At 46.9% G+C, this 20,021-nt stretch carries 22 protein-coding genes and 2 pseudogenes; 17 read left to right on the top strand and 7 right to left on the bottom strand.

All coding sequences use genetic code 11. From position 1 onward, the window contains the following. Positions 1-56 precede the first annotated feature (56 nt). From gspE to PRUB_RS18495, 11 genes are all read left to right on the top strand, one after another. A complete protein-coding gene (gene gspE, locus PRUB_RS18545) occupies positions 57-1,544 on the top strand; it encodes a type II secretion system ATPase GspE (protein WP_010387124.1) in 1,488 nt (495 codons plus the stop codon). Beyond that, on the top strand, positions 1,544-2,770 hold the full coding sequence (gene gspF / locus PRUB_RS18540; RefSeq protein ID WP_010387122.1) for a type II secretion system inner membrane protein GspF: 1,227 nt from the start codon (positions 1,544-1,546) through the stop codon (positions 2,768-2,770). Before gspE ends, gspF begins: the two co-directional genes overlap by 1 nt. Positions 2,771-2,842: 72 nt before the next feature. Next, positions 2,843-3,268 (top strand): type II secretion system major pseudopilin GspG, encoded by a 426-nt coding sequence (gene gspG / locus PRUB_RS18535; RefSeq protein WP_010387120.1) that lies wholly within the window; start codon positions 2,843-2,845, stop codon positions 3,266-3,268. A gap of 5 nt (positions 3,269-3,273) precedes the next feature. Further along, on the top strand, positions 3,274-3,897 hold the full coding sequence (locus PRUB_RS18530; protein ID WP_010387119.1) for a prepilin-type N-terminal cleavage/methylation domain-containing protein: 624 nt from the start codon (positions 3,274-3,276) through the stop codon (positions 3,895-3,897). Then, positions 3,894-4,289, top strand: coding sequence for a type II secretion system minor pseudopilin GspI (gene gspI / locus PRUB_RS18525; protein ID WP_010387118.1), 396 nt, complete (start codon positions 3,894-3,896; stop codon positions 4,287-4,289). The genes PRUB_RS18530 and gspI overlap by 4 nt, the downstream gene beginning before the upstream one ends. Next, on the top strand, positions 4,289-5,008 hold the full coding sequence (gene gspJ, locus PRUB_RS18520; protein WP_010387117.1) for a type II secretion system minor pseudopilin GspJ: 720 nt from the start codon (positions 4,289-4,291) through the stop codon (positions 5,006-5,008). The genes gspI and gspJ overlap by 1 nt, the downstream gene beginning before the upstream one ends. After that, positions 4,989-5,987, top strand: a complete 999-nt coding sequence (gene gspK, locus PRUB_RS18515; RefSeq protein ID WP_040645809.1) for a type II secretion system minor pseudopilin GspK — start codon at positions 4,989-4,991, stop codon at positions 5,985-5,987. Before gspJ ends, gspK begins: the two co-directional genes overlap by 20 nt. Continuing rightward, positions 5,987-7,195, top strand: coding sequence for a type II secretion system protein GspL (gene gspL / locus PRUB_RS18510; RefSeq protein WP_010387115.1), 1,209 nt, complete (start codon positions 5,987-5,989; stop codon positions 7,193-7,195). The genes gspK and gspL overlap by 1 nt, the downstream gene beginning before the upstream one ends. Next, on the top strand, positions 7,192-7,668 hold the full coding sequence (gene gspM, locus PRUB_RS18505) for a type II secretion system protein GspM (protein WP_010387113.1): 477 nt from the start codon (positions 7,192-7,194) through the stop codon (positions 7,666-7,668). Before gspL ends, gspM begins: the two co-directional genes overlap by 4 nt. A gap of 2 nt (positions 7,669-7,670) precedes the next feature. Beyond that, complete coding sequence (locus tag PRUB_RS18500; RefSeq protein ID WP_010387112.1) at positions 7,671-8,429, top strand: type II secretion system protein N; 759 nt, start codon at positions 7,671-7,673, stop codon at positions 8,427-8,429. Between the two features lie 3 nt (positions 8,430-8,432). Then, positions 8,433-9,008: a UPF0149 family protein gene (locus PRUB_RS18495; RefSeq protein WP_010387111.1), complete on the top strand. Its 576-nt coding sequence runs from the start codon at positions 8,433-8,435 to the stop codon at positions 9,006-9,008. 5 nt (positions 9,009-9,013) lie between these two features. Here PRUB_RS18495 and PRUB_RS18490 read toward each other — a convergent pair whose 3' ends face one another. Both PRUB_RS18490 and PRUB_RS18485 read right to left on the bottom strand, forming a co-directional pair. Next, positions 9,014-9,217: a hypothetical protein gene (locus tag PRUB_RS18490; protein WP_010387110.1), complete on the bottom strand. Its 204-nt coding sequence runs from the start codon at positions 9,215-9,217 to the stop codon at positions 9,014-9,016. Beyond that, positions 9,217-9,573, bottom strand: a complete 357-nt coding sequence (locus tag PRUB_RS18485; protein ID WP_010387109.1) for a hypothetical protein — start codon at positions 9,571-9,573, stop codon at positions 9,217-9,219. The genes PRUB_RS18490 and PRUB_RS18485 overlap by 1 nt, the downstream gene beginning before the upstream one ends. 233 nt (positions 9,574-9,806) lie before the next feature. On the opposite strand from PRUB_RS18485, the gene ccoG reads away from it, so the two are divergent. The 4 genes from ccoG (at position 9,807) to PRUB_RS18465 (ending at position 13,616) form a co-directional block, all read left to right on the top strand. Continuing rightward, the gene (gene ccoG, locus PRUB_RS18480) at positions 9,807-11,234 is read left to right on the top strand and encodes a cytochrome c oxidase accessory protein CcoG (protein ID WP_010387108.1); all 1,428 of its coding nucleotides are present in this window, start codon (positions 9,807-9,809) and stop codon (positions 11,232-11,234) included. 116 nt (positions 11,235-11,350) lie between these two features. Then, entirely contained in the window at positions 11,351-12,325 is a 975-nt protein-coding gene (locus tag PRUB_RS18475; RefSeq protein WP_010387107.1) for a serine/threonine protein kinase, read from the top strand. Between the two features lie 19 nt (positions 12,326-12,344). After that, positions 12,345-12,968 (top strand): thiol:disulfide interchange protein DsbA/DsbL, encoded by a 624-nt coding sequence (locus tag PRUB_RS18470; RefSeq protein WP_010387105.1) that lies wholly within the window; start codon positions 12,345-12,347, stop codon positions 12,966-12,968. Between the two features lie 12 nt (positions 12,969-12,980). Beyond that, positions 12,981-13,616, top strand: coding sequence for a thiol:disulfide interchange protein DsbA/DsbL (locus PRUB_RS18465; RefSeq protein ID WP_010387104.1), 636 nt, complete (start codon positions 12,981-12,983; stop codon positions 13,614-13,616). Positions 13,617-13,675: 59 nt separating this feature from the next. On the opposite strand, the gene trmA is transcribed toward PRUB_RS18465, so the two are convergent. Then, the gene (trmA, locus tag PRUB_RS18460; protein ID WP_010387103.1) at positions 13,676-14,773 is read right to left on the bottom strand and encodes a tRNA (uridine(54)-C5)-methyltransferase TrmA; all 1,098 of its coding nucleotides are present in this window, start codon (positions 14,771-14,773) and stop codon (positions 13,676-13,678) included. Between the two features lie 159 nt (positions 14,774-14,932). Between trmA and PRUB_RS18455 the strand changes: the two genes are divergently transcribed. After that, on the top strand, positions 14,933-16,045 hold the full coding sequence (locus tag PRUB_RS18455; protein WP_010387102.1) for a DUF5610 domain-containing protein: 1,113 nt from the start codon (positions 14,933-14,935) through the stop codon (positions 16,043-16,045). A 97-nt stretch (positions 16,046-16,142) separates the two neighbouring features. Next, the gene (gene murI / locus PRUB_RS18450; protein ID WP_010387101.1) at positions 16,143-16,943 is read left to right on the top strand and encodes a glutamate racemase; all 801 of its coding nucleotides are present in this window, start codon (positions 16,143-16,145) and stop codon (positions 16,941-16,943) included. Positions 16,944-18,354: 1,411 nt separating this feature from the next. Here the strand turns inward: murI and PRUB_RS18445 are convergent. From PRUB_RS18445 to PRUB_RS18430, 4 genes and pseudogenes are all read right to left on the bottom strand, one after another. Next, a pseudogene (locus tag PRUB_RS18445) lies at positions 18,355-18,468 on the bottom strand (RNA-binding protein); the annotation flags it as partial. A gap of 134 nt (positions 18,469-18,602) precedes the next feature. Then, positions 18,603-18,734 carry an ELAV/HuD family splicing factor gene (locus PRUB_RS18440; protein ID WP_010387452.1) on the bottom strand — a complete coding sequence of 44 codons (132 nt, stop codon included), beginning with the start codon at positions 18,732-18,734 and terminating at the stop codon, positions 18,603-18,605. A gap of 116 nt (positions 18,735-18,850) precedes the next feature. Further along, positions 18,851-18,964 (bottom strand): annotated as a pseudogene (locus tag PRUB_RS18435) (RNA-binding protein); the annotation flags it as partial. A 134-nt stretch (positions 18,965-19,098) separates the two neighbouring features. Beyond that, positions 19,099-19,575: an RNA recognition motif domain-containing protein gene (locus PRUB_RS18430; protein WP_010387454.1), complete on the bottom strand. Its 477-nt coding sequence runs from the start codon at positions 19,573-19,575 to the stop codon at positions 19,099-19,101. Positions 19,576-20,021 lie beyond the last annotated feature (446 nt).

Genomic DNA, 20,021 nt, shown 5'->3' with positions numbered 1-20,021 from the left:
CAATACAGGAACTCATTGACGGTCATGATGAAACAGCGTTGCCGCTGGATGATTCAATGGATACAGAGGCCGGGTCGCATGTGCGCCTGCCCTTTGCCTATGCCAGGCGCCAGAGCTTGCTGTTAAGTCAGCAACCGGAAGGACTGAAAGTTTACTACAAAGGTCAGCCCTCGCTGGATGCATTGCTTGAAGTACGTCGTATTGCTCAGGCTGGGTTTACCCTTGAGCAGCTGGATGACGACAAGTTTGAGTTGCTACTGGAAGCATCGTATCAGCGAGACAGCTCTGAAACACAGCAGATGATGGAAGACATAGGCAACGAAGTTGACCTCTTCTCGCTCGCCGAAGAAATGCCGCAAACCGAAGACTTGCTTGCTGCCGATGACGATGCGCCGATCATCAAACTGATCAACGCCATGCTGAGCGAAGCAATCAAAGAAGGGGCCTCGGATATTCATATCGAGACCTTTGAGCAAGAGTTAGTGATCCGGTTCCGGGTGGATGGCGTGTTGAAAGAGGTGCTTAAACCTAATCGTAAGCTCTCTTCACTGCTGGTATCCCGGATCAAGGTTATGGCTAAACTCGATATCGCTGAAAAGCGTGTTCCACAGGATGGCCGGATCAGTTTACGTATTGCTGGTCGTGCTGTTGATGTGCGGGTTTCCACCATGCCATCCAGTTTTGGTGAGCGTGTTGTATTGCGTCTGTTAGACAAGAACAATGCGCGTCTGAATCTGGAAGATTTGGGGATGACGGAGCGTAACCGAGAGCTATTTGCTGAGATCATTGCCAAGCCACACGGTATCATTCTGGTTACCGGGCCGACAGGTTCTGGTAAGAGTACCACCTTGTATGCCGGCATGACGCAGATTAACTCCAGAGATCGCAATATACTGACTGTAGAAGATCCTATTGAATATGAGATCCCCGGGATTGGTCAGACTCAGGTGAACCCCAAAGTGGATATGACCTTTGCTCGTGGTCTGCGCGCGATACTGCGTCAGGATCCGGATGTGGTGATGGTTGGTGAGATCCGGGATTTGGAAACTGCCCAGATAGGTGTTCAGGCGTCACTTACAGGTCACTTGGTGATGTCAACTCTGCACACCAATACCGCGTCGGGTGCGATCACCCGGATGGAAGATATGGGCGTTGAACCCTTCCTGCTCTCTTCATCTTTGTTGGGTGTCTTGTCTCAACGACTGGTACGAACTTTATGCCCTAACTGTAAAGAAGCCCACCTGGCGGATGATCGCGAGTGCGAGCTACTGGGGGTCGAGAAAGGTGCGCAAACAACCATATATCGTGCTGTTGGCTGTGAAGAGTGTAACTTCAACGGTTATAAGGGCCGAACCGGTATTCATGAATTACTGATAGTGGACGAGCACATTCGTGAATTGATCCACAACGGTAAAGGTGAACAGTCGGTTGAGAAGTACATACGGACGTTCAGTCCGAGCATTCGTCAGGACGGCTGTGCCCGGGTGCTGAAAGGTCAGACGACGCTGGAAGAGGTGATGCGGGTCACCCGTGAGGAAGGCTAATGGCTGCGTTTGAGTATCGTGCTTTAGACGGCAAAGGAAAAGAGAAAAAAGGCATACTGGAGGCAGATACTGCCAAACAGGTTCGCCAGATGTTGCGTGAAAAAGCCATGATGCCACTTGAGGTGGCGCCGGCTGCGGAAAAAGAGAAGTCCGCCAGTTCAGGTGGCTTTAGTTTGTCACGTGGTTATAAACCTTCGGTTTCTGATATTGCCCTGATCACCCGCCAGCTAGCGACGTTAATCCAATCTTCTTTGCCAGTCGAAGCCGCTGTAATGGCAGTGGCAGAGCAGTGTGAAAAGCCACGTCTCAAACGCATGCTGATGGCAGTTCGTTCTAAAGTGGTGGAAGGTTACACGCTGGCAGATGGTATGTCAGAGTTCCCGCATGTGTTCGATAACTTGTATCGGGCGATGGTGGCAGCTGGTGAAAAGTCGGGCCATTTGGATCAAGTATTAAATCGCCTGGCGGATTACACCGAACAGCGTCAACATATGCGTAGTCAGATCACGCAAGCGATGGTTTATCCTACCATTCTGGTGATATTTGCAATTGCTATCGTGTCGGTTCTGCTGGGTACTGTGGTACCAAAAATCCTAAAAACCTTTGAGAAATCTAAGCAGGTCCTGCCGTGGACAACAGAATGGGTTATGGCAGCCAGTAATTTTGTGCAGGCCTACTGGATGGTGTCTCTTATCGCCATTTTCGGCAGCGTCTTTTTAATCAAACAAGCGCTTAAACGACCCAAGGTCCGTTTTTGGTACGATGCCAAGCTGTTACAGCTACCGGGCATTGGTAAAATCAGTCGTGGCATTAATACCGCGCGCTTTGCCCGTACTCTGAGTATTTTGTCTTCCAGTTCTGTACCTTTGCTGGAAGGGATGAAAATCTCTGGCCAGGTACTGGAAAACGAGAAGATAAAAGCGGCCGTGACCGAAGCGGCAACCCATGTGAGTGAGGGTGCAAGCCTGCGAGCTGCACTGGCACAAACAAAGTTATTTCCGCCCATGATGCTTCATATGATTGCAAGTGGTGAAAAGTCCGGGGAACTGGAGCAAATGCTAGAGCGTGCTGCTAACAACCAGGACAGGGAATTCGAAAGTATGGTCAGCGTTTCGTTAAAACTGCTCGAACCCGCCATGATTGCAAGCATGGCCGTGATCGTGCTGTTTATCGTAATGGCGATCCTACAGCCAATCATGGCGATGAACAAAGCAATTGGTCTGTAGTCAAATTAATTGCATATATAACATCAGCGTGTCGGTCTGGCACCACACGCTAACAGCATTGAGGTAATCAACGTGAAAAAACAATCCGGCTTTTCATTATTAGAAGTAATGGTGGTTCTGGTCATCATCGGGATGATCATGTCTATCGTGGCACCCAACATCATGGGTCAACAAGAAGAAGCAGCAAAAGAAAAAGCGATGCTGGACATTCGTCAGATTGAAGACGCAATGAAAATGTACAAGCTTAAAAATAAAAAGTATCCAACCACAGAGCAAGGCCTGGAAGCCCTGGTGACACAAACCACCATCGATCCGGTGCCAAAGCGTTTCCCGGACGGCGGCTTCATTTCAAAGCTACCTGAAGATCCTTGGGGTAATCCGTATCAGCTGGTTAGTCCGGGTGAAATGGGTAAAATCGACGTCTTTTCTATGGGGCCTGACGGCGAAGTAGGCACAGAAGATGACCTGGGTAACTGGGACAACGAAGAAGACCGTTAATTCTTATGCACACAGCAGTAAACCTTCAATCAGGTGCGCGTCAGGCACACCTGCCTAAATCTGGTCGTCAGGCCGGGTTCAGCCTTATCGAAATCCTGATGGTGCTGGTGATCATTGGCTTTTCAGTCAATCTGGTCACTTATACGCTGTCTGACGATATGGAAGAAGAATTGGAGCGTGAAGCGCTCCGACTGCATAGTGTGATCAACATGGCCTCAGAGTTTGCCATTCTCAATCAAATTGAGCTGGGCTTTCACCTGGATAAGAAAAAGCTTGAATTTCTGGTCTTTGACGGTGAAAAGTGGACGACTTTTGAGGCTGAAGAACTCTATCAGGCAGTAGAGTATTCAGATGAGTATAAAATTGTACTCACGACGGAAGATTTAGCCTGGGCACAGGACAATATGCTTGAACAGGCCAATTGGCGCGAGTTGATGAGTAGCGGCGATGAAGAGAGCCTGCTGGAACTGAAAAAACTGAAAATTCCTCAGGTCTTATTATTGTCGTCGGGAGAGGTCAGTGCGTTTCAGCTTAGCCTTGAGCTCGAGGAAGACAGTGAGCCCGTGTATTTTGTTGAAGGCGAGTTTATGGCGCCGGTGAATTTACGCAAGGAGCCGGAAGACTCATGAATGGCCTGGTAGCAAGGACAAAACAAGCTGGCTTTACACTCCTTGAGGTGATGGTAGCACTCAGCATCTGTGCCGTTGCAGGTATTGCTGCGATGCAGGCAACGGGTGAGCATATCAACCACATTAGTACTCTGGAGCAGCAAGCCTATGCCTCCTGGGTGGCTGAAAACCGCTTAGTTATGATGCGCGCTGGCGCCAAAGAAGGTGCGGTACGCAATGGCCTGAAAGGCGATGAGGAAATGGGCGGAGTAACCTGGTATTGGTCACAGTCTACCCTCGCAACGGCCGATCCCACTTTTGTAAAGGTCACGATAGAAGTGTTTTCTGATGATAAACGTGAACACTCAGTGTATGACCTGACCACCTTCATTTATAAAAAAGGGAAGCGATAATGCGCGCGCATATCTCCTCCCGACAGGGCGGCTTTACTCTGATTGAAGTGTTACTGGCCTTAGCTATTTTGGCCATGGTAGTCACTGCCACCCATCAGATCCTGGATACCACACTCAGAGCTAAAGAAGCATCTGAAGAAACCGTGGCAGAGCTGGAGTCACTGCAGACCATGTTTCGTTTGATGGATCAGGACTTCAACCAGATGACCAAACGGGAAGTACGTAATGAGGCGGGGGATTTTAGCCCAACGTATATCATTCATGGTCGCTATAACCTGAGCAGTCAGTATGATGGTATTGCTTTTGTACGTGATGGCTGGACCAACCCAATCAGTCTACTGCCTCGTTCTGAATTACAGGCCGTGGGTTATCGGGTAGTAGACGACAACCTGGAACGCATTTACCGAATTTATGTTGATCAGCTCGATGGCACTGAACCTCGCAGTCAGGTGATCCTGGAAAACGTTGAAGAGCTAAAATTTGAGTTTCTGGACGATAAGCAGAAATGGCAGCATAGCTGGGACATTAAAGCACTGCCTTTGGCGGTTGCTGTCACGATACAACAACAAGAGGCAGAGCCAATCCGGCGTATCTTTTTGACGCCAGGTGATGGCAAAGTGAAGCAAGCCAGCAGCGATGATGATAATCGCAACGGCAATAGCAACAATAATAACGACAATAACGGTCAGAATGACAATAATGGACAAAGGAGGGGCTAGCGTGAAATCTCAACGTGGTGCAGCGTTAGTCATTGTTTTGTTTATTGTGGCTCTGGCTGCGACTATCGCAACAGAAATGACCATGAGTTTGATGGTGCAGGTGCAAAAAGCCACCAACCTGCAAACTCATCAGCAAGCCAAGTGGTATAGCTATGGAGCAGAGGAGCTGGTTAAAAAAGTCCTGCTCGATAGTCGTAAAGATGAGCCAGATAAAGTCCACCTGGGACAACCCTGGGCATTATCAGAGGTACCTTATCCGGTTGATCATGGCACTCTGAGCGGTGAGATCACGGATTTGCAGGCCTGTTTAAACCTCAATGCGTTGCGCAATAAACCGCAAAACAGCGGCAACCGGAATGACACAAACCCGGCGCACAAAGCGCTGCTTGAGCTGTTAAAGAATATCGAAGATCTGCCCAGTGAAGAAAGCGAAGAGGCCATGGCAGACAGCGTGTATGACTGGCTGGATGATGACAGTATTACGTTTCGCTCGGGCGCTGAAGAAGATGAATATATGTCACTCAGAACCCCTTATCTGACAGCAAATAACTTGTTTGCTTCGGTCAGTGAGCTGAGGGTCATCAAAGGGTTTAACCCCCTGGTGATGGAAAAATTACTGCCCTATGTGTGCGTTATTCCGGGTAACACTGAGTTGGCGATTAATGTTAATACCATTCAGCCTGAGCAAGCATTGTTGCTGAGCGCGTTAATGGAGGGGCTGAGCGAGTCTGGGGCAGAGGCGATTATTTCGGCCCGTCCTGAAAAAGGCTTTGACTCAATACAAGAATTTTATTCGGAAGCGGCAAATCAGGGTGCTTCTGACAAACAAAAAAACGATAAAATTTTTACTATTTCAAGCAATTATTTTAAGTTACGAGCAAAGGCTCAGTTCGATGAGCGTTTGTTTCGCCTGACCTCAATAATCGAAATAAAAGGTGGTCGGGCGAGCATCCTAGCGCGTAAATTTGGAGGCGTTTAGTGTCAGAAAAATTGATGATCCGTGTGGGTCACTCACAACAAGAGCCGGTTCACTGGTTAGTCTGGTCGGCGCAAGACGCGCAGATCATTGCCAGCGGTGAGCTGGAGCATGCCGGGCTGCTCGGTGAGCTTAGTGAAAAAGCACAAAGCCGCTCGGTTGTCGTGTTGCTGCCAGCCTCTAGCGTGCAGTTAAAAACGATTGATTTACCAGCCAAGTGGAATCGCAAACTAGAGCAGGCCCTGCCTTTCATGCTGGAAGAGCAAATTGCCTGCGATATTGATTCGGCCTTTATCGCAGTAGGTAAAGCGGGTCAGCGTGACGAACAGCACACCATAGATGTGGCCTTGTGTGATAAAGCCTGGTTAGCAGCCTGGATGGCGTTATTTGATGATTTTGATATCAGTGTTCAACGCTTGCTACCAGATGCATTATTATTGCCTGCGCCGCCAGAAAATACTATCAGTGCTATAGAGTTGGGCACGCAGTGGTTGTTCCGCTCAGCAGAGTGGCAGGTCAGTGGTGTTGAATCTGACTGGCTGGCTGGTTTCTTGGGATTGCTGCCCGAGGAGCGTATTCAACACTTCAGCCCGGGTGAGGCACTGGCGTCGAACAAAACACTCGATGCGATGGAAAGCGAGTATGACCTACCGTTGGCGTTGTTTGCCAAACAACTAGAGCAGCAAAGCTTCAACTTACGTCAGGGTAAATTTGCCGCCAAGAAAAAGCAGCCTCAGTGGTGGCGTGATTGGCAAGCTGGCTTAATTGCGGCATCAGTTGCCTTGGTTTGCTTTATCGGAATAAAGTCAACGCAGCTGATCTTGTTACAGAATCAGGCGGACGAGCTGAGTGCGCAGGCTGTTGCCAGTTACAAACAAGCTTTTCCGAACAAAGTGGTGCGTCCGCACTTGCTGAAAAAACAGATCCAGAATGAGCTGAACAGTTTATCAGGCGAACAGCAAGGTGGCTTCCTTGAGTTGACCAATCACTTTGTGACTGTATTCGATGAAGTGAAGGACTTTGAACCCGAAACACTGCGTTATGACCAACGTCGTAATGAACTGCGGATCCGGGCAAAAGCCAACGGCTTCCAGGTCTTTGGACAGGTAAAAAGCATTCTGGAGCAGCGCGGCATGACTGTGCAGCAAGGTGCACTTAATAATGATGGCGACTACGTGATCGGTGAGATCCGCATTCGAGGTGCAGCATGAAACAGCAAGTGATCAATTATTGGCAATCTCTTAAAGAGCAGGAGCAAAAGCTGCTGATCCTTGGCGGGGTTGTGTTTTGTGTGTTTGTGCTGGTGATGGGGATCATCCGTCCACTCAATACTGCGGTAGAAAAAGCAGAAAAAGAAGTCGATAAACAACAGGCGCTGGTTTCCTGGGTCGGTAAAAGTGTAACCCAACTGAAGAGCCAGGGCGCTGGCCGCGCTTCTGCAGCCAATGTAAACCTGACTCAATTGGTGAACCGTACGCGTGGCAAATATAAAATTGTCATTAGTAAAATGCAGCCCAATGATAATGCGCTGCGCGTCAATATCGACAATGTGGAATTTAACCAGTTGATTGCCTGGCTGGACGAGCTGACCAATCAGCATGGTGTTAAAGTGGCTAACCTGGATCTGGGGAAGGAAGATGCGCCCGGGTATGTTCGAGTTAGCCGCCTGGTATTAGAGAATTAAGTATGAAGAAGATCATCAGTTTAGTGCTGGTTTTTTTGCTGGCCTTTGGTGTTTTTGCTGCCATTAGCATGCCAGCCAGTATTGTTTTGCAGCTCTCGCAGGGCTCTTTACCTCGTGCGTTGGCCATTGGAGCCGTATCGGGCTCGGTGTGGGAAGGGCGGATCAGTGAGGTCCGTTACGAAAATGTGCAACTGAATGATGTCACCTGGCAGCTAAATGGCTGGGGACTGTTAGCGGGTCAGTTACAAGGTAAAGTACGTTTTGGCTCACCCAGAGCATTGGATGAAATTTCTGGCAGTAGTAATTTCTCTGTGTCTTTACTGGATCAGGCTGCGCAGCTGGATGATGCCACATTGCGTTTTAGCGTCGAGCAGGCGATGCAGCAGGTTACCCTGCCGCTGCCAGTGGATGCCAAGGGTCGCGTGATCCTGAGTATTGATGAATACCATACTGGCCAGCCATACTGTGATGCCCTCACCGGTGAGATCAGCAGTCCCAATATTGATATCAAAGGGCTCAGTGGCTGGTTCAGTATCGGTGATATGAGTGGTGTACTGAGCTGTAAATCTGGCGATATTGCCGTCACAGTGGATCCGGAGAACCGTTTAGGGCTGCGTGCTGACGCAACGCTGGCTGCCAATATGCAGTTCCGGGTTGCAGGCAATATCAAACCTGAAGCCTCTTTACCAAAAGAAGTTCATGATGCCGTTAAATTCTTAGGTCGTCCTGATAGCGAAGGGCGTTACCCGGTGAACTTATAAATCATGATGACGTTTAACTACGACGCGCAGCATCAGACTGCGCTGACTAACTATCTTGAGCAGCGTCCAGGTGCATTGAGCCTGCGCGCTGTTGAAGGCTATTTGTTTGGGTTGATTTGTAGCCCGGACGGGATAGAGCCTGAGCAATGGCTAAGCGAGCTGAGCCTGAACGATGAGGCGCTGGAAGAGCACACTGTGTTTGCTTTTTTAGCACTGCATCATCATATCAGCGAGCAGGTTTTCTCTAATCAATTTGCTCTGCCTGCACAGGTGCAGTCCTCCTGGTCGGAAAAGCAACAGTGGAGCCTGGGCTTTTTACAGGCCAGCCAACCCTACTATGAGCGCTTAGTATCCGCTTCTGAGGTGCCACAAGAGTTGGTTGAGGCGCTGCAAATGGCGACGGAACAACTGGCATTTTTCAGCCTGCAAGAACAGCAAGTAGCACAGTTTTGTCAACAGTCGGGGCAAGAGATGTCGGCCTTTTGTGCCCAGCAATTGAGCTTAGCCAATGACTTTGCGCAAGGCTATGCAGCCTTGATTGAGCAGGTCGCTCTGGCGAGCGGCCTGTACAACGAGTAATTCAGTTACATTAAATCCAGTTCAATGTGAGTGCAGCCTTTCGCGCAATGTGCACTCCCTTTGGCTCCCTTTGCAGCGGTCAGGTCGAGTTGGATTGGCTGCGCACAGTGCTGACACAGCACCGTTTGGCCTTTGCTCAGTTTCTTCAGCAGCGCTTTTTGTTCATTGAAAGATTTTGCGCTGGCTTTGTTCAGTTGAGAAAAGTCCATTACAGCCCCGCCTCACGCAAAGAGCCGGCCGCGATTTCACACACATCCAGTAGCTTAGGGCCATAAAAGTACATATTCAGCTCATTGCCTTCACAAAACTTGAGGTGAAACACTTTCATTTTTTCATTAGTCGACAGGGCAGACATAATATAGTCGTGCTCTGACTCGGTTAAGGTTAGCTCTTTTTTGATTTGCTGGCGTGCGAGCTTGGCTGCCAGGCTATATTGGGCTTTACTTGTGTCACCAAGCAGATCAACGCCGTATTGGATGATCTGCTCACGTGGCTCTTTGATACTTGGGTGGTCAATGGTAAACAGAGCCAGTATTGCCACGACTAAAATTAAGTACTTTTTCATAACTGCAACAACTTTGATCTAAACAGCAAAAAGATGTCGCCAGTGTAATAAAATGACGGAATTAAAAGCAAGTTTAGCGCTCAGAATTTTTTATTACCCGAAATGAACGCGATGCTGTTTTATGTCGGGTTTTCCCTTTAAAATGAGCGAGATCTGATCCAGATTGATATACTACATATATAAAATAGAGGTCACTGTAGCAAGTACCTGTCCCAGGCGCGTAAGGAGCTGTGATGGACAAGCAAATTAAGGTCAAAAATATTCCCGTCGACGTCAAAATCCACAAACCCGACGATTTACAACCAGACAGGTTTAACCCTCGTAATCGCATTTATGTCAGGGCCGTCACTGGATTGCACCAGAAACTCAGAAAGCAAATAGGCTTTATCGGCATGCTGGCGTTCATGCTGTTGCCCTGGATTAATTTCAATGGTGAACAAGCGGTACTGTTCGATATCTTTGAGCAAAAATTTAATATTTTTGGTCTGACACTGTGGCCTCAGGACCTCACCATTCTGGCCTTTATTTTGATGATTGCGGCCTTTGCCTTGTTTTTGGTAACGACTTTCTATGGTCGGGTGTGGTGCGGGTATACGTGTCCTCAGACGGTCTGGACGTTCATTTTTATCTGGTTTGAAGAAAAGCTGGAAGGTACTGCCAATCAGCGTAAGAAGCTTGATCAGCGACCCATGGACTTTGATAAGTTCTGGCGTAAATCAGCCAAACACCTCAGTTGGGTGCTGTTTTCTCTGTATACCGCCATTTCGTTTGTCGGCTATTTTACGCCTATCCGAGAATTACTACCCGACCTGCTGATGTTTTCAGCTTCGGGGTATGCGGCGTTAAGTGTGGTGATCTTTACTTTGTGTACCTATGGTAATGCCGGCTGGATGCGCGAGATCATGTGTCTGCATATTTGTCCTTATTCACGTTTTCAGTCTGCGATGTTCGATAAAGACACTTTCACTGTAAGCTATGACACCGCGCGTGGCGAAAATCGCGGACCTCGTGGCCGTAAGGAGGACCCAAAAGCGCTGGATCTGGGTGATTGTATCGACTGTAAATTGTGTGTGCAGGTTTGTCCGACCGGTATCGACATCCGTAATGGGCTGCAATACGAGTGTATCAATTGTGGTGCCTGTATCGATGCGTGTGATGGTGTAATGGATAAAATGAACTATCCGAAGGGACTGATCTCCTACACAACGGAACGCAACCTCGAAAGCAGCAGTGAAAAAACCAAAGCCGTGCGGGGCAAGTTGATCGGCTACCTGCTGATCCTGATTGTCTTAAGTGGTGCTTTGGTTGCCAATGTTGCGATGCGCAAAACACTTGACCTGGATATTATCAGAGACAGAAACCAGCTGTATCGGGTGAATGTGGAAGGGCTGGTTGAAAATACATATACACTGAAGATGATCAACAAAGCACAAGTGCCTCAAACGTTCCTTATCAGTATTCGTGGTTTGTCTGATTTCACTATTCTGGGCAAACAGGAGATCCACATTGCGGCAGGCTCGACGGTGGATCAGCCGCTGTCGGTCGTCATTGACCCTTACGATCTGACGTTACCGGTTACCGAGTTCGAGTTCGTCATCACAGTTAAAGATGCGCCCTCGGAGTCTATCGCACAGCCGACAAACTTTTTTAAAGGTCGTTAGCCGAGATAGGGTACAATGGGGTAACTCAGATAGACATCACAAAAGCGGGGTAGCCCGCTTTTTTGTTACTTTGTCCTGGGCCAGACTTTGGAACAGGGCAGTGAAAGGTAAACACTATGACAGATTTCAGCTTTCAAAATTTAACGCCCGATCTGATCCTGGATGCCATTGAAAGCGTCGGGGTTTATCCTGAATCGGGGTTGTTGCCGCTCAATAGTTATGAGAATCGGGTTTATCAGTTTCGTGCTGACGATAACCGTCGCTATGTGGCGAAGTTTTATCGCCCTGAACGCTGGCAGTCCGAGCAAATTCAGGAAGAACACGACTTCACGCTGGCCCTGCAGCAAGCTGAAGTACCAGTTGTAGCCCCTCTGCGTGTTGACGGGGGCAGCTTGTTTGAGCATCAGGGCTATCGATTCTGTCTGTTTCCAAGTGTAGGAGGTCGCCAATTCGAGGTGGACAACCTGGACCATCTGGAAATGCTTGGGCGCTATATTGGGCGCTTGCATAGCGTTGCGAAGCAGGATGACTTTGCGCACCGACCGGCGATTGATGTGACCAGCTATCTGCATCAGCCGCGTGTTGATATTTTGGCTTCTGAGTGTTTGCCTGATACATTACGGCTTGCATTTACAACGGTGCTTGATCAGGTCATTAACAAAGCAGAAGAAAAATTCACATCAATCCAGCCGATCCGTTTGCATGGTGATTGCCATGCTGGCAATATTCTATGGTCTCAGGAACAGTTAATGATAGTGGACCTTGATGATTGTCGTCAGGGACCCGCGGTTCAGGATCTCTGGATGATGTTAAGTGGCGACAGGCAGAATCAGGTGATGCAACTTGATACCCTGTTATCTGGCTATGAAGAGTTTGCATCGTTCGATGCGCGCGAGCTTGCCTTAATTGAGCCGCTGAGGGCCATGCGTATGGTGCATTACATGGGATGGCTTGCTAAGCGTTGGCATGATCCGGCATTTCCCCGGAACTTTTCGTGGTTTGCAACAGACAAATACTGGGAACAGCAGATCCTGGCATTAAAAGAACAACTTGCCGCTCTGGATGAAGCGGCGATCAGTCTTTATCCATAAAAATTTAGAGAGAATAGTAATGTTAAAATCGATCAAGGTTGCGCTAATTGCGTTGTGTATGCCAGTGTTGGCAATGGCAGCCGACTTCACGGATGGTAAGCACTATCAGACGCTAACGACAACAAAAAGTGAATCGGCCAAAGTCACCGAGTTCTTTTCTTTTTATTGCCCGCATTGCTTCCAGTTCGAACCGGTTGCCAAAGCGCTGGAGAAAAGCCTGCCACAAGGTGCTGTGTTTGAAAAAAGCCACGTTAATTTCCTGGGTGGCCTGGCACCAGAAGTACAGAGCAACCTGAGTTATGCCTACATCATTGCAAAACACCATGGTAAAGCACAGCAGGTGAGCGACCAGATCTTCAACACCATACATGTGCAGCAAGTGCAACTAAAAGACTTAAAAGATGTCAAAAAGTTACTGGAAGCGAATGGCATCAGTGCTGAGCAGTTCGATGCTGCTATGGCAAGCATGCCAGTGATCAGTGCTGAGAAAGCGATGGTTGAGAAGCAAGATGCATTTAGTAAAGCGGGTGCCTTAACGGGCGTCCCAACTTTTGTTGTGAACGACAAATATAAGATTAACCTGAGAGAACTGAGCAGCCAAGCTGAGCTTGATGCTCTGGTTAAACACCTATTAGAAAAATAAGGGAAGCAGACTATGTTTAAATCTATTTGCGCCGCTGCACTGGCGCTGTTCCTGCCTTTAATGGCCAATGCTGCCAACTTCCAGGAAGGCAAGCATTATGAAGTGGTTGCAGAACGCGGTACAAAGAAACCTGAAGTGACAGAGTACTTCTCTTTTTATTGCCCGGCCTGTAATAACTTTGAATCATTGATCGGTGAGTTTAAGCCAAAACTGGATCAGGATGTGAAGTTCAAAAAGAGCCACGTCGACTTTGTTGGCGTCAGGGACCCTGAAATTCAGCAAATGATGAGTACGGCATTGGCGACAGCATCAGTGTTGCCACAAAAAGATAAGATTGTATCGGCCATGTTTGCGCACTTGCATGGTAAGCGCGGTAAGTTCAACGAAGTGGCAGACATCAAAGATCTGTTTGTTGCACAGGGCGTGTCTGCAGAGAAATTTGATAAACTGTATAAGAGTTTCTCAGTTCGCACAAAAGCGAAGAAAATGAAACGTGCGCAAGAGCAAATGCAGGACAAAGGTGCATTGAGTGGTGTACCGACGTTTATCGTCAATGGTAAATACAAGCTGATCTTGTCGCGGGAGTCGGGAGTGACGTCACCGGATGACATTGCTGCACTGATTAATTATCTGGCGAAAAAATCTTAATTTGCCAGAATGAAAAAACCCGCGGTATACGCGGGTTTTTTTGTGTCTCACATGCGCATTTACTTTCTGGTCAGAAAGACACCCGATTCAACATGGTGGGTGTAAGGGAACTGATCGAAGATAGCGATACGCGACACCTGATGCGTTTCACATAGCAATTCCAAATCACGTTCCAGCGTATCCGGGTTGCAGGAAATATAAATGATGTTGTCGTATTGGCTGACCAGTTTACAGGTTAATTCATCCATGCCTGCGCGTGGCGGGTCTACCAGAATGGTCTGGCAGTTGTAACTGTGCAGATCTATTCCTTTGAGGCGTGAGAACTGTTTTTCGCCCTTCATCGCTGCCGTAAATTCTTCACTCGACATACGAATGATATCAAGGTTATCTACCTTATTGGCTGCGATATTGTACTGCGCTGAGTGTACAGAAGATTTAGAAATTTCTGTGGCTAATACCCGATTAAATTGACCCGCCAGGGCGATGGAAAAGTTGCCATTGCCACAATACAGTTCAAGTAAGTCGTTTTGCAGTGGTGCGCACAGGTCTTGTGCCCATGCCAGCATCTTCTCGTTCACTGCAGCATTGGGTTGAGTAAAGCTGTTTTCGACTTGCTGATAGGTGTACTGCTTGTCATTAACCGTCAGCCGCTCAGTCACAAAGTCATCACCAAATACCACTTTTTGTTTTCTGGCTCGGCCGATAAAGTCAACTTTATAACTCTGCTGTAGCTCGTGACGTAGCGTTTGCATCGCTTCTTGCCAGGCATCATCCAGTGCTTTGTGGTAAAGCAGGCTGATCAGTACTTCTCCACTGAGTGTAGTGAGATAGTCAATTTGGAACAGTTTACGGCGCAGGATCTCGTTGTGACGCAGTTTATCCATCATCACCTGCATCATTTCATTGACCAGAGGCGCACCTGGATCAAACTGATCGACCCGGATCTTCTCTTTGGTTTGCTGATCGAACATGATGTGGAACAGATCGTCACCATCATGCCAGACTCTGAATTCACAACGCTGACGATAGTGGCTTTTGGGGGAGTCGTACACTTCCAGTTGTGGCGCATCGAAGCGGGCAAATTGCGCACTGATCCGCTGTTGTTTTTCTTTCAACTGTTGCTCGTAGGTCGAAGTGTCAATCGTGATCACCGCCATATTAAAACCACCATAGTTAATGCAAAGAGGCGCTATTTTAGGATGCACTTTCGATTTGTCCAGCACAGAGCAAAACTTTTTGCTCTTTTATTGTACAATAGACTTAAGCTTATGGCGTTTTGGCCGATAACCAACTATCAAGTAAAGCGGAGAGCAGACATGAAAATCGGACAGTTGAATCAGCTGTTGAATCCGGCGATGCAGCATAACGCGGGTAAAGCTAAATCGCTTATCCCTAATATGTCAATTAATACGGATAGTTACCACGGAAACAAATCTCAGGCAGCGGCAAAAATGCTCGATGATAAACTGGCGCAGGCGCTGGGCATTGAGAAAAAAGAAGAAAAAGACAAGCCGCTGTTTGATTTTGAGGAAATTGTCAAAAATGTGCTGGGGTTTGTACAGGGGGCAGTGAAAAAAGCCAAAGCCGCAGGGGAAGATGACGACACACTCAAGAGTATGCTTGATCAAGCACGCAAGGGCGTGCAGATGGGGATTGATGAAGCGTCGGAAGAGTTAAAAGGCACCGGTTTATTCAATGATGAAATTGAGGATGGGATAGAAAAGTCCCGGGAAGGCATTTTTAACGGCCTGGACGAATTTGAAAAAGAGTTGTTTGATCCTAAGCCCCAGCAAGTGTCTGTTAGTGCCGCTCAGTTTGCCAGCTTATCGAATCAGGCTGAATACGCCTTTACTACAGCAGAAGGCGATGAGGTGGTGATTTCATTCAGTGATGCGATGAGCCAATCTCAGGCTGCCAGTTATGCACGCAATGGTGACGGTGAAGGATTTGCTTATGGTGAGCAGAGCAGTCGTGAACTTAACTTTTCTATCAGTGTGAATGGCGATCTGAATGAAGATGAGCAGGCAGCCATCAACGATATGATGAAAGATATCCGTGATGTCAGCGACACCTTTTTTGCCGGTGATTACGACGATGCCTTTGCCAAAGTGCAGGAGCTGGGTATTAACAGTGAGCAAATCGTCAACTTCACCATGGACTTGCGCCAGACTAAAACCTCGGCAGCAATTGCTCAGTATCAGCAAAGTAATCCGATGAAAGATCTGGAAAAAGCATTACAGCCATTGGATCAGCGTTTGGAAGGGATCCATGATGAGGCGAAAGGACTGGGTATAGAAGCTCAGTTACCGGATATTATGGCGTGGATCAACGAAGGCCAGGCACGTCTGAATGAGTTTCTGGATTATGCTGAAGGCTTCTTCAGCGCACTGGAATCACGTCAAGCTGAGAAGCAAGACCAGCAGGTATAATAACGCGTCCGAACCCATTCAGTTTGAGCTGACACAAGTATTTATTTTAAACCCTGACCGTGGCACACTGCGCGCGAACTGTAAATAAGGAGCGCATGTGCCACACATTCTCGTTTTTGATTCTGGTATCGGTGGAACCAGCGTGCTTGAGCACATTCGTGCGGTACTGCCTCATGCCGATTATAGCTATGTGATGGACAACGTGCTGCTGCCTTATGGCTTACAGTCCCAGCAGACTATTCAGCAGCGTTTGGCCGCCCTGATCAAGTGGCTCGATCGTGACTTGCATCCGGTCGATATCATAGTGATTGCATGCAACACCGCCTCAACTTATGCATTGGAATCTACGCGTCAGTTAACCTCTATCCCGATTGTTGGAGTTGTGCCTGCCATCAAGCCCGCAGCCATTGCCAGTCGTAGTCGACATATTGGCTTACTGGCGACGCCAGCAACGTCCGGAAATACATACACCCAACAGCTCATTACGCAATTCGCGAACGAATGCCAGGTTGATTTGTATCAGTCGACTAAATTGGTTGAGCTGGCTGAACAGTTTTATTGGTCCGGTGAGATTGACCGTGAGCAGCTTGCCGCTGAGATCAAACAACTTGAACTCGCCGCAGGGTTGGATCACTTAGTCTTGGGGTGTACGCACTTTCCTATTATTGCGAAACCTTTGAGTGAGGCCATCTCTGAGTCGGTGACCCTGATTGATTCAGGCGCTGCAATTGCCAGACGTGTTACGTCTTTATTGGCGCAAGGGGGCATGGCTGAAGAGCCTGGGGTGCCAGTTCAGTGCAATGGCGTTGAGTTAGGAGTAACGAATTGGTACGCGACGGCAACCCAGGCGTATAACATTGATAGACCTGGCGTCAGATTGATCAGCCTTGATCGTTAGTGATCAGTGACGCTTGTTTTTGTTTCGCTTCTCTGACTTTTAACGTACGTTGCTGAAACTCAGATCCATTTTTCGATATTGCTTTATGCAAGTGCGAAGATAACGTGTAGAAATAAAAAAGGGGTGGTAACCTGATTGGCACCACCCCTGTTAGTGTGTACAACGAGCTGTTATAAAATGAATGAGATCAGTCTTGATCGTTAGTGGTCAGTGACTCTTGTTTTTGTTTCGCTTCTCTGACTTTTAACGTACGTTGCTGAAACTCAGATCCATTTTTCGATATTGCTTTATGCAAGTGCGAAGATAACGTGTAGAAATAAAAAAGGGGTGGTAACCTGATTGGCACCACCCCTGTTAGTGTGTACAACGAGCTGTTATAAAATGAATGAGATCAGTCTTGATCGTTAGTGGTCAGTGACTCTTGTTTTTGTTTCGCTTCTCTGACTTTTAACGTACGTTGCTGAAACTCAGATCCATTTTTCGATATTGCTTTATGCAAGTGCGAAGATAACGTGTAGAAATAAAAAAGGGGTGGTAACCTGATTGGCACCACCCCTGTTAGTGTGTACAACGAGCTGTTATAAAATGAATGAGATCAGTCTTGATCGTTAGTGGTCAGTGACTCTTGTTTTTGTTTCGCTTCTCTGACTTTTAACGTACGTTGCTGAAACTCAGATCCATTTTTCGATATTGCTTTATGCAAGTGCGAAGATAACGTGTAGAAATAAAAAAGGGGTGGTAACCTGATTGGCACCACCCCTGTTAGTGTGTACAACGAGCTGTTATAAAATGAATGAGATCAGTCTTGATCGTTAGTGGTCAGTGACTCTTGTTTTTGTTTCGCTTCTCTGACTTTTAACGTACGTTGCTGAAACTCAGATCCATTTTTCGATATTGCTTTATGCAAGTGCGAAGATAACGTGTAGAAATAAAAAAGGGGTGGTAACCTGATTGGCACCACCCCTGTTAGTGTGTACAACGAGCTGTTATAAAATGAATGAGATCAGTCTTGATCGTTAGTGGTCAGTGACTCTTGTTTTTGTTTCGCTTCTCTGACTTTTAACGTACGTTGCTGAAACTCAGATCCATTTTTCGATATTGCTTTATGCAAGTGCGAAGATAACGTGTAGAAATAAAAAAGGGGTGGTAACCTGATTGGCACCACCCCTGTTAGTGTGTACAACGAGCTGTTATAAAATGAATGAGATCAGTCTTGATCGTTAGTGGTCAGTGACTCTTGTTTTTGTTTCGCTTCTCTGACTTTTAACGTACGTTGCTGAAACTCAGATCCATTTTTCGATATTGCTTTATGCAAGTGCGAAGATAACGTGTAGAAATAAAAAAGGGGTGGTAACCTGATTGGCACCACCCCTGTTAGTGTGTACAACGAGCTGTTATAAAATGAATGAGATCAGTCTTGATCGTTAGTGGTCAGTGACTCTTGTTTTTGTTTCGCTTCTCTGACTTTTAACGTACGTTGCTGAAACTCAGATCCATTGAGTTCGTTGATGGCTTTTAAAGCATCGGGGCATAGTGGGGGCATTTCAATATTGCTTTATGCAAGTGCGAAGATAACGTGTAGAAATAAAAAAGGGGTGGTAACCTGATTGGTAGCACCCCTGTTAGTGTGTACAACGAGCTGTTATAAAATGAATGAGATCAGTCTTGATCGTTAGTGGTCAGTGACTCTTGTTTTTGTTTCGCTTCTCTGACTTTTAACGTACGTTGCTGAAGCTCAGATCCATTGAGTTCGTTGATGGCTTTTAAAGCATCGAGGCATAGTGGGTGCATTTCGATATTGCTTTATGCAAGTGCGAAGATAACGTGTAGAAATAAAAAAGGGGTGGTAACCTGATTGGTACCACCCCTGTTAGTGTGTACAACGAGCTGTTATAAAATGAATGAGATCAGTCTTGATCGTTAGTGGTCAGTGACTCTTGTTTTTGTTTCGCTTCTCTGACTTTTAACGTACGTTGCTGAAGCTCAGATCCATTGAGTTCGTTGATGGCTTTTAAAGCATCGAGGCATAGTGGGTGCATTTCGATATTGCTTTATGCAAGTGCGAAGATAACGTGTAGAAATAAAAAAGGGGTGGTAACCTGATTGGTACCACCCCTGTTAGTGTGTACAACGAGCTGTTATAAAATGAATGAGATCAGTCTTGATCGTTAGTGGTCAGTGACTCTTGTTTTTGTTTCGCTTCTCTGACTTTTAACGTACGTTGCTGAAACTCAGATTCATTGAGTTCGTTGATGGCTTTTAAAGCATCAGGCTGCGGCATTTCTACAAAACCAAACCCTCGGCGTTTACCCGTGTTCTTATCTTTAAGCAAACGAACCGAAAAAACCTGTCCCTTTTCTTCGAACAATTCGCGGACAACTTGTTCATTTGCTCTGTAGGGTAAATTACCGACATAGAGTGTGGTTGTTTCTACCGAACCACTGATGCTACTACTACCAGTATTTCCTGTTGAGGAAGCAAATGCTGAAGCAATACCTCCAATTATGATGCCTAGCGCCAATAATAGGGCGGGATCTACTTGACTATTTAGCAGTACAAAATGACCGAGCGCGTAGCTCAGTATTGCCAGGAGAAGTACAGTAAATAGTGTCTTACGATCGAGAATATTCATAAGGATCTACCAAAAAACGTTGAATACACATTAATTTAACAAGAAAGGTTGCTATATTAACGACTTAATCAAATATCGCAATAATTAAATATAGAACTTGTTGAAAAGATTGCATCTTATCTACGTAATTACTGCCAGTATTGAGGGTTTAAAGATAAATGATCAAAAAGATCAAAAAAGGGGTTGCAATGGTTTTCGATTTCCCTATAATGCGCATCCACCGACACGGAGCACAACGCTGAAAAGCAACGAGCTAAGTGAGGGGAAAGCCAAACGGAAAGCTTAATTAAGAAAAATTAAATTTTCTAGTTGACTTTAAAAGTGAAGCGGTTAATATGGCGCTCCACTTCGCAGCTAGGCTGCGGTAACTAACTGAGGTTAGTTATTTGTTCTTTAAAAATATGAAGCAATCATCTGTGTGGGCACTCGTACAGATTGAGTTCTAA

The organism is Pseudoalteromonas rubra (assembly GCF_000238295.3).
In the GTDB taxonomy this organism is placed as follows: Bacteria; Pseudomonadota; Gammaproteobacteria; order Enterobacterales; family Alteromonadaceae; genus Pseudoalteromonas; species Pseudoalteromonas rubra.
This window is presented reverse-complemented; position numbering and strand designations above follow the sequence as displayed.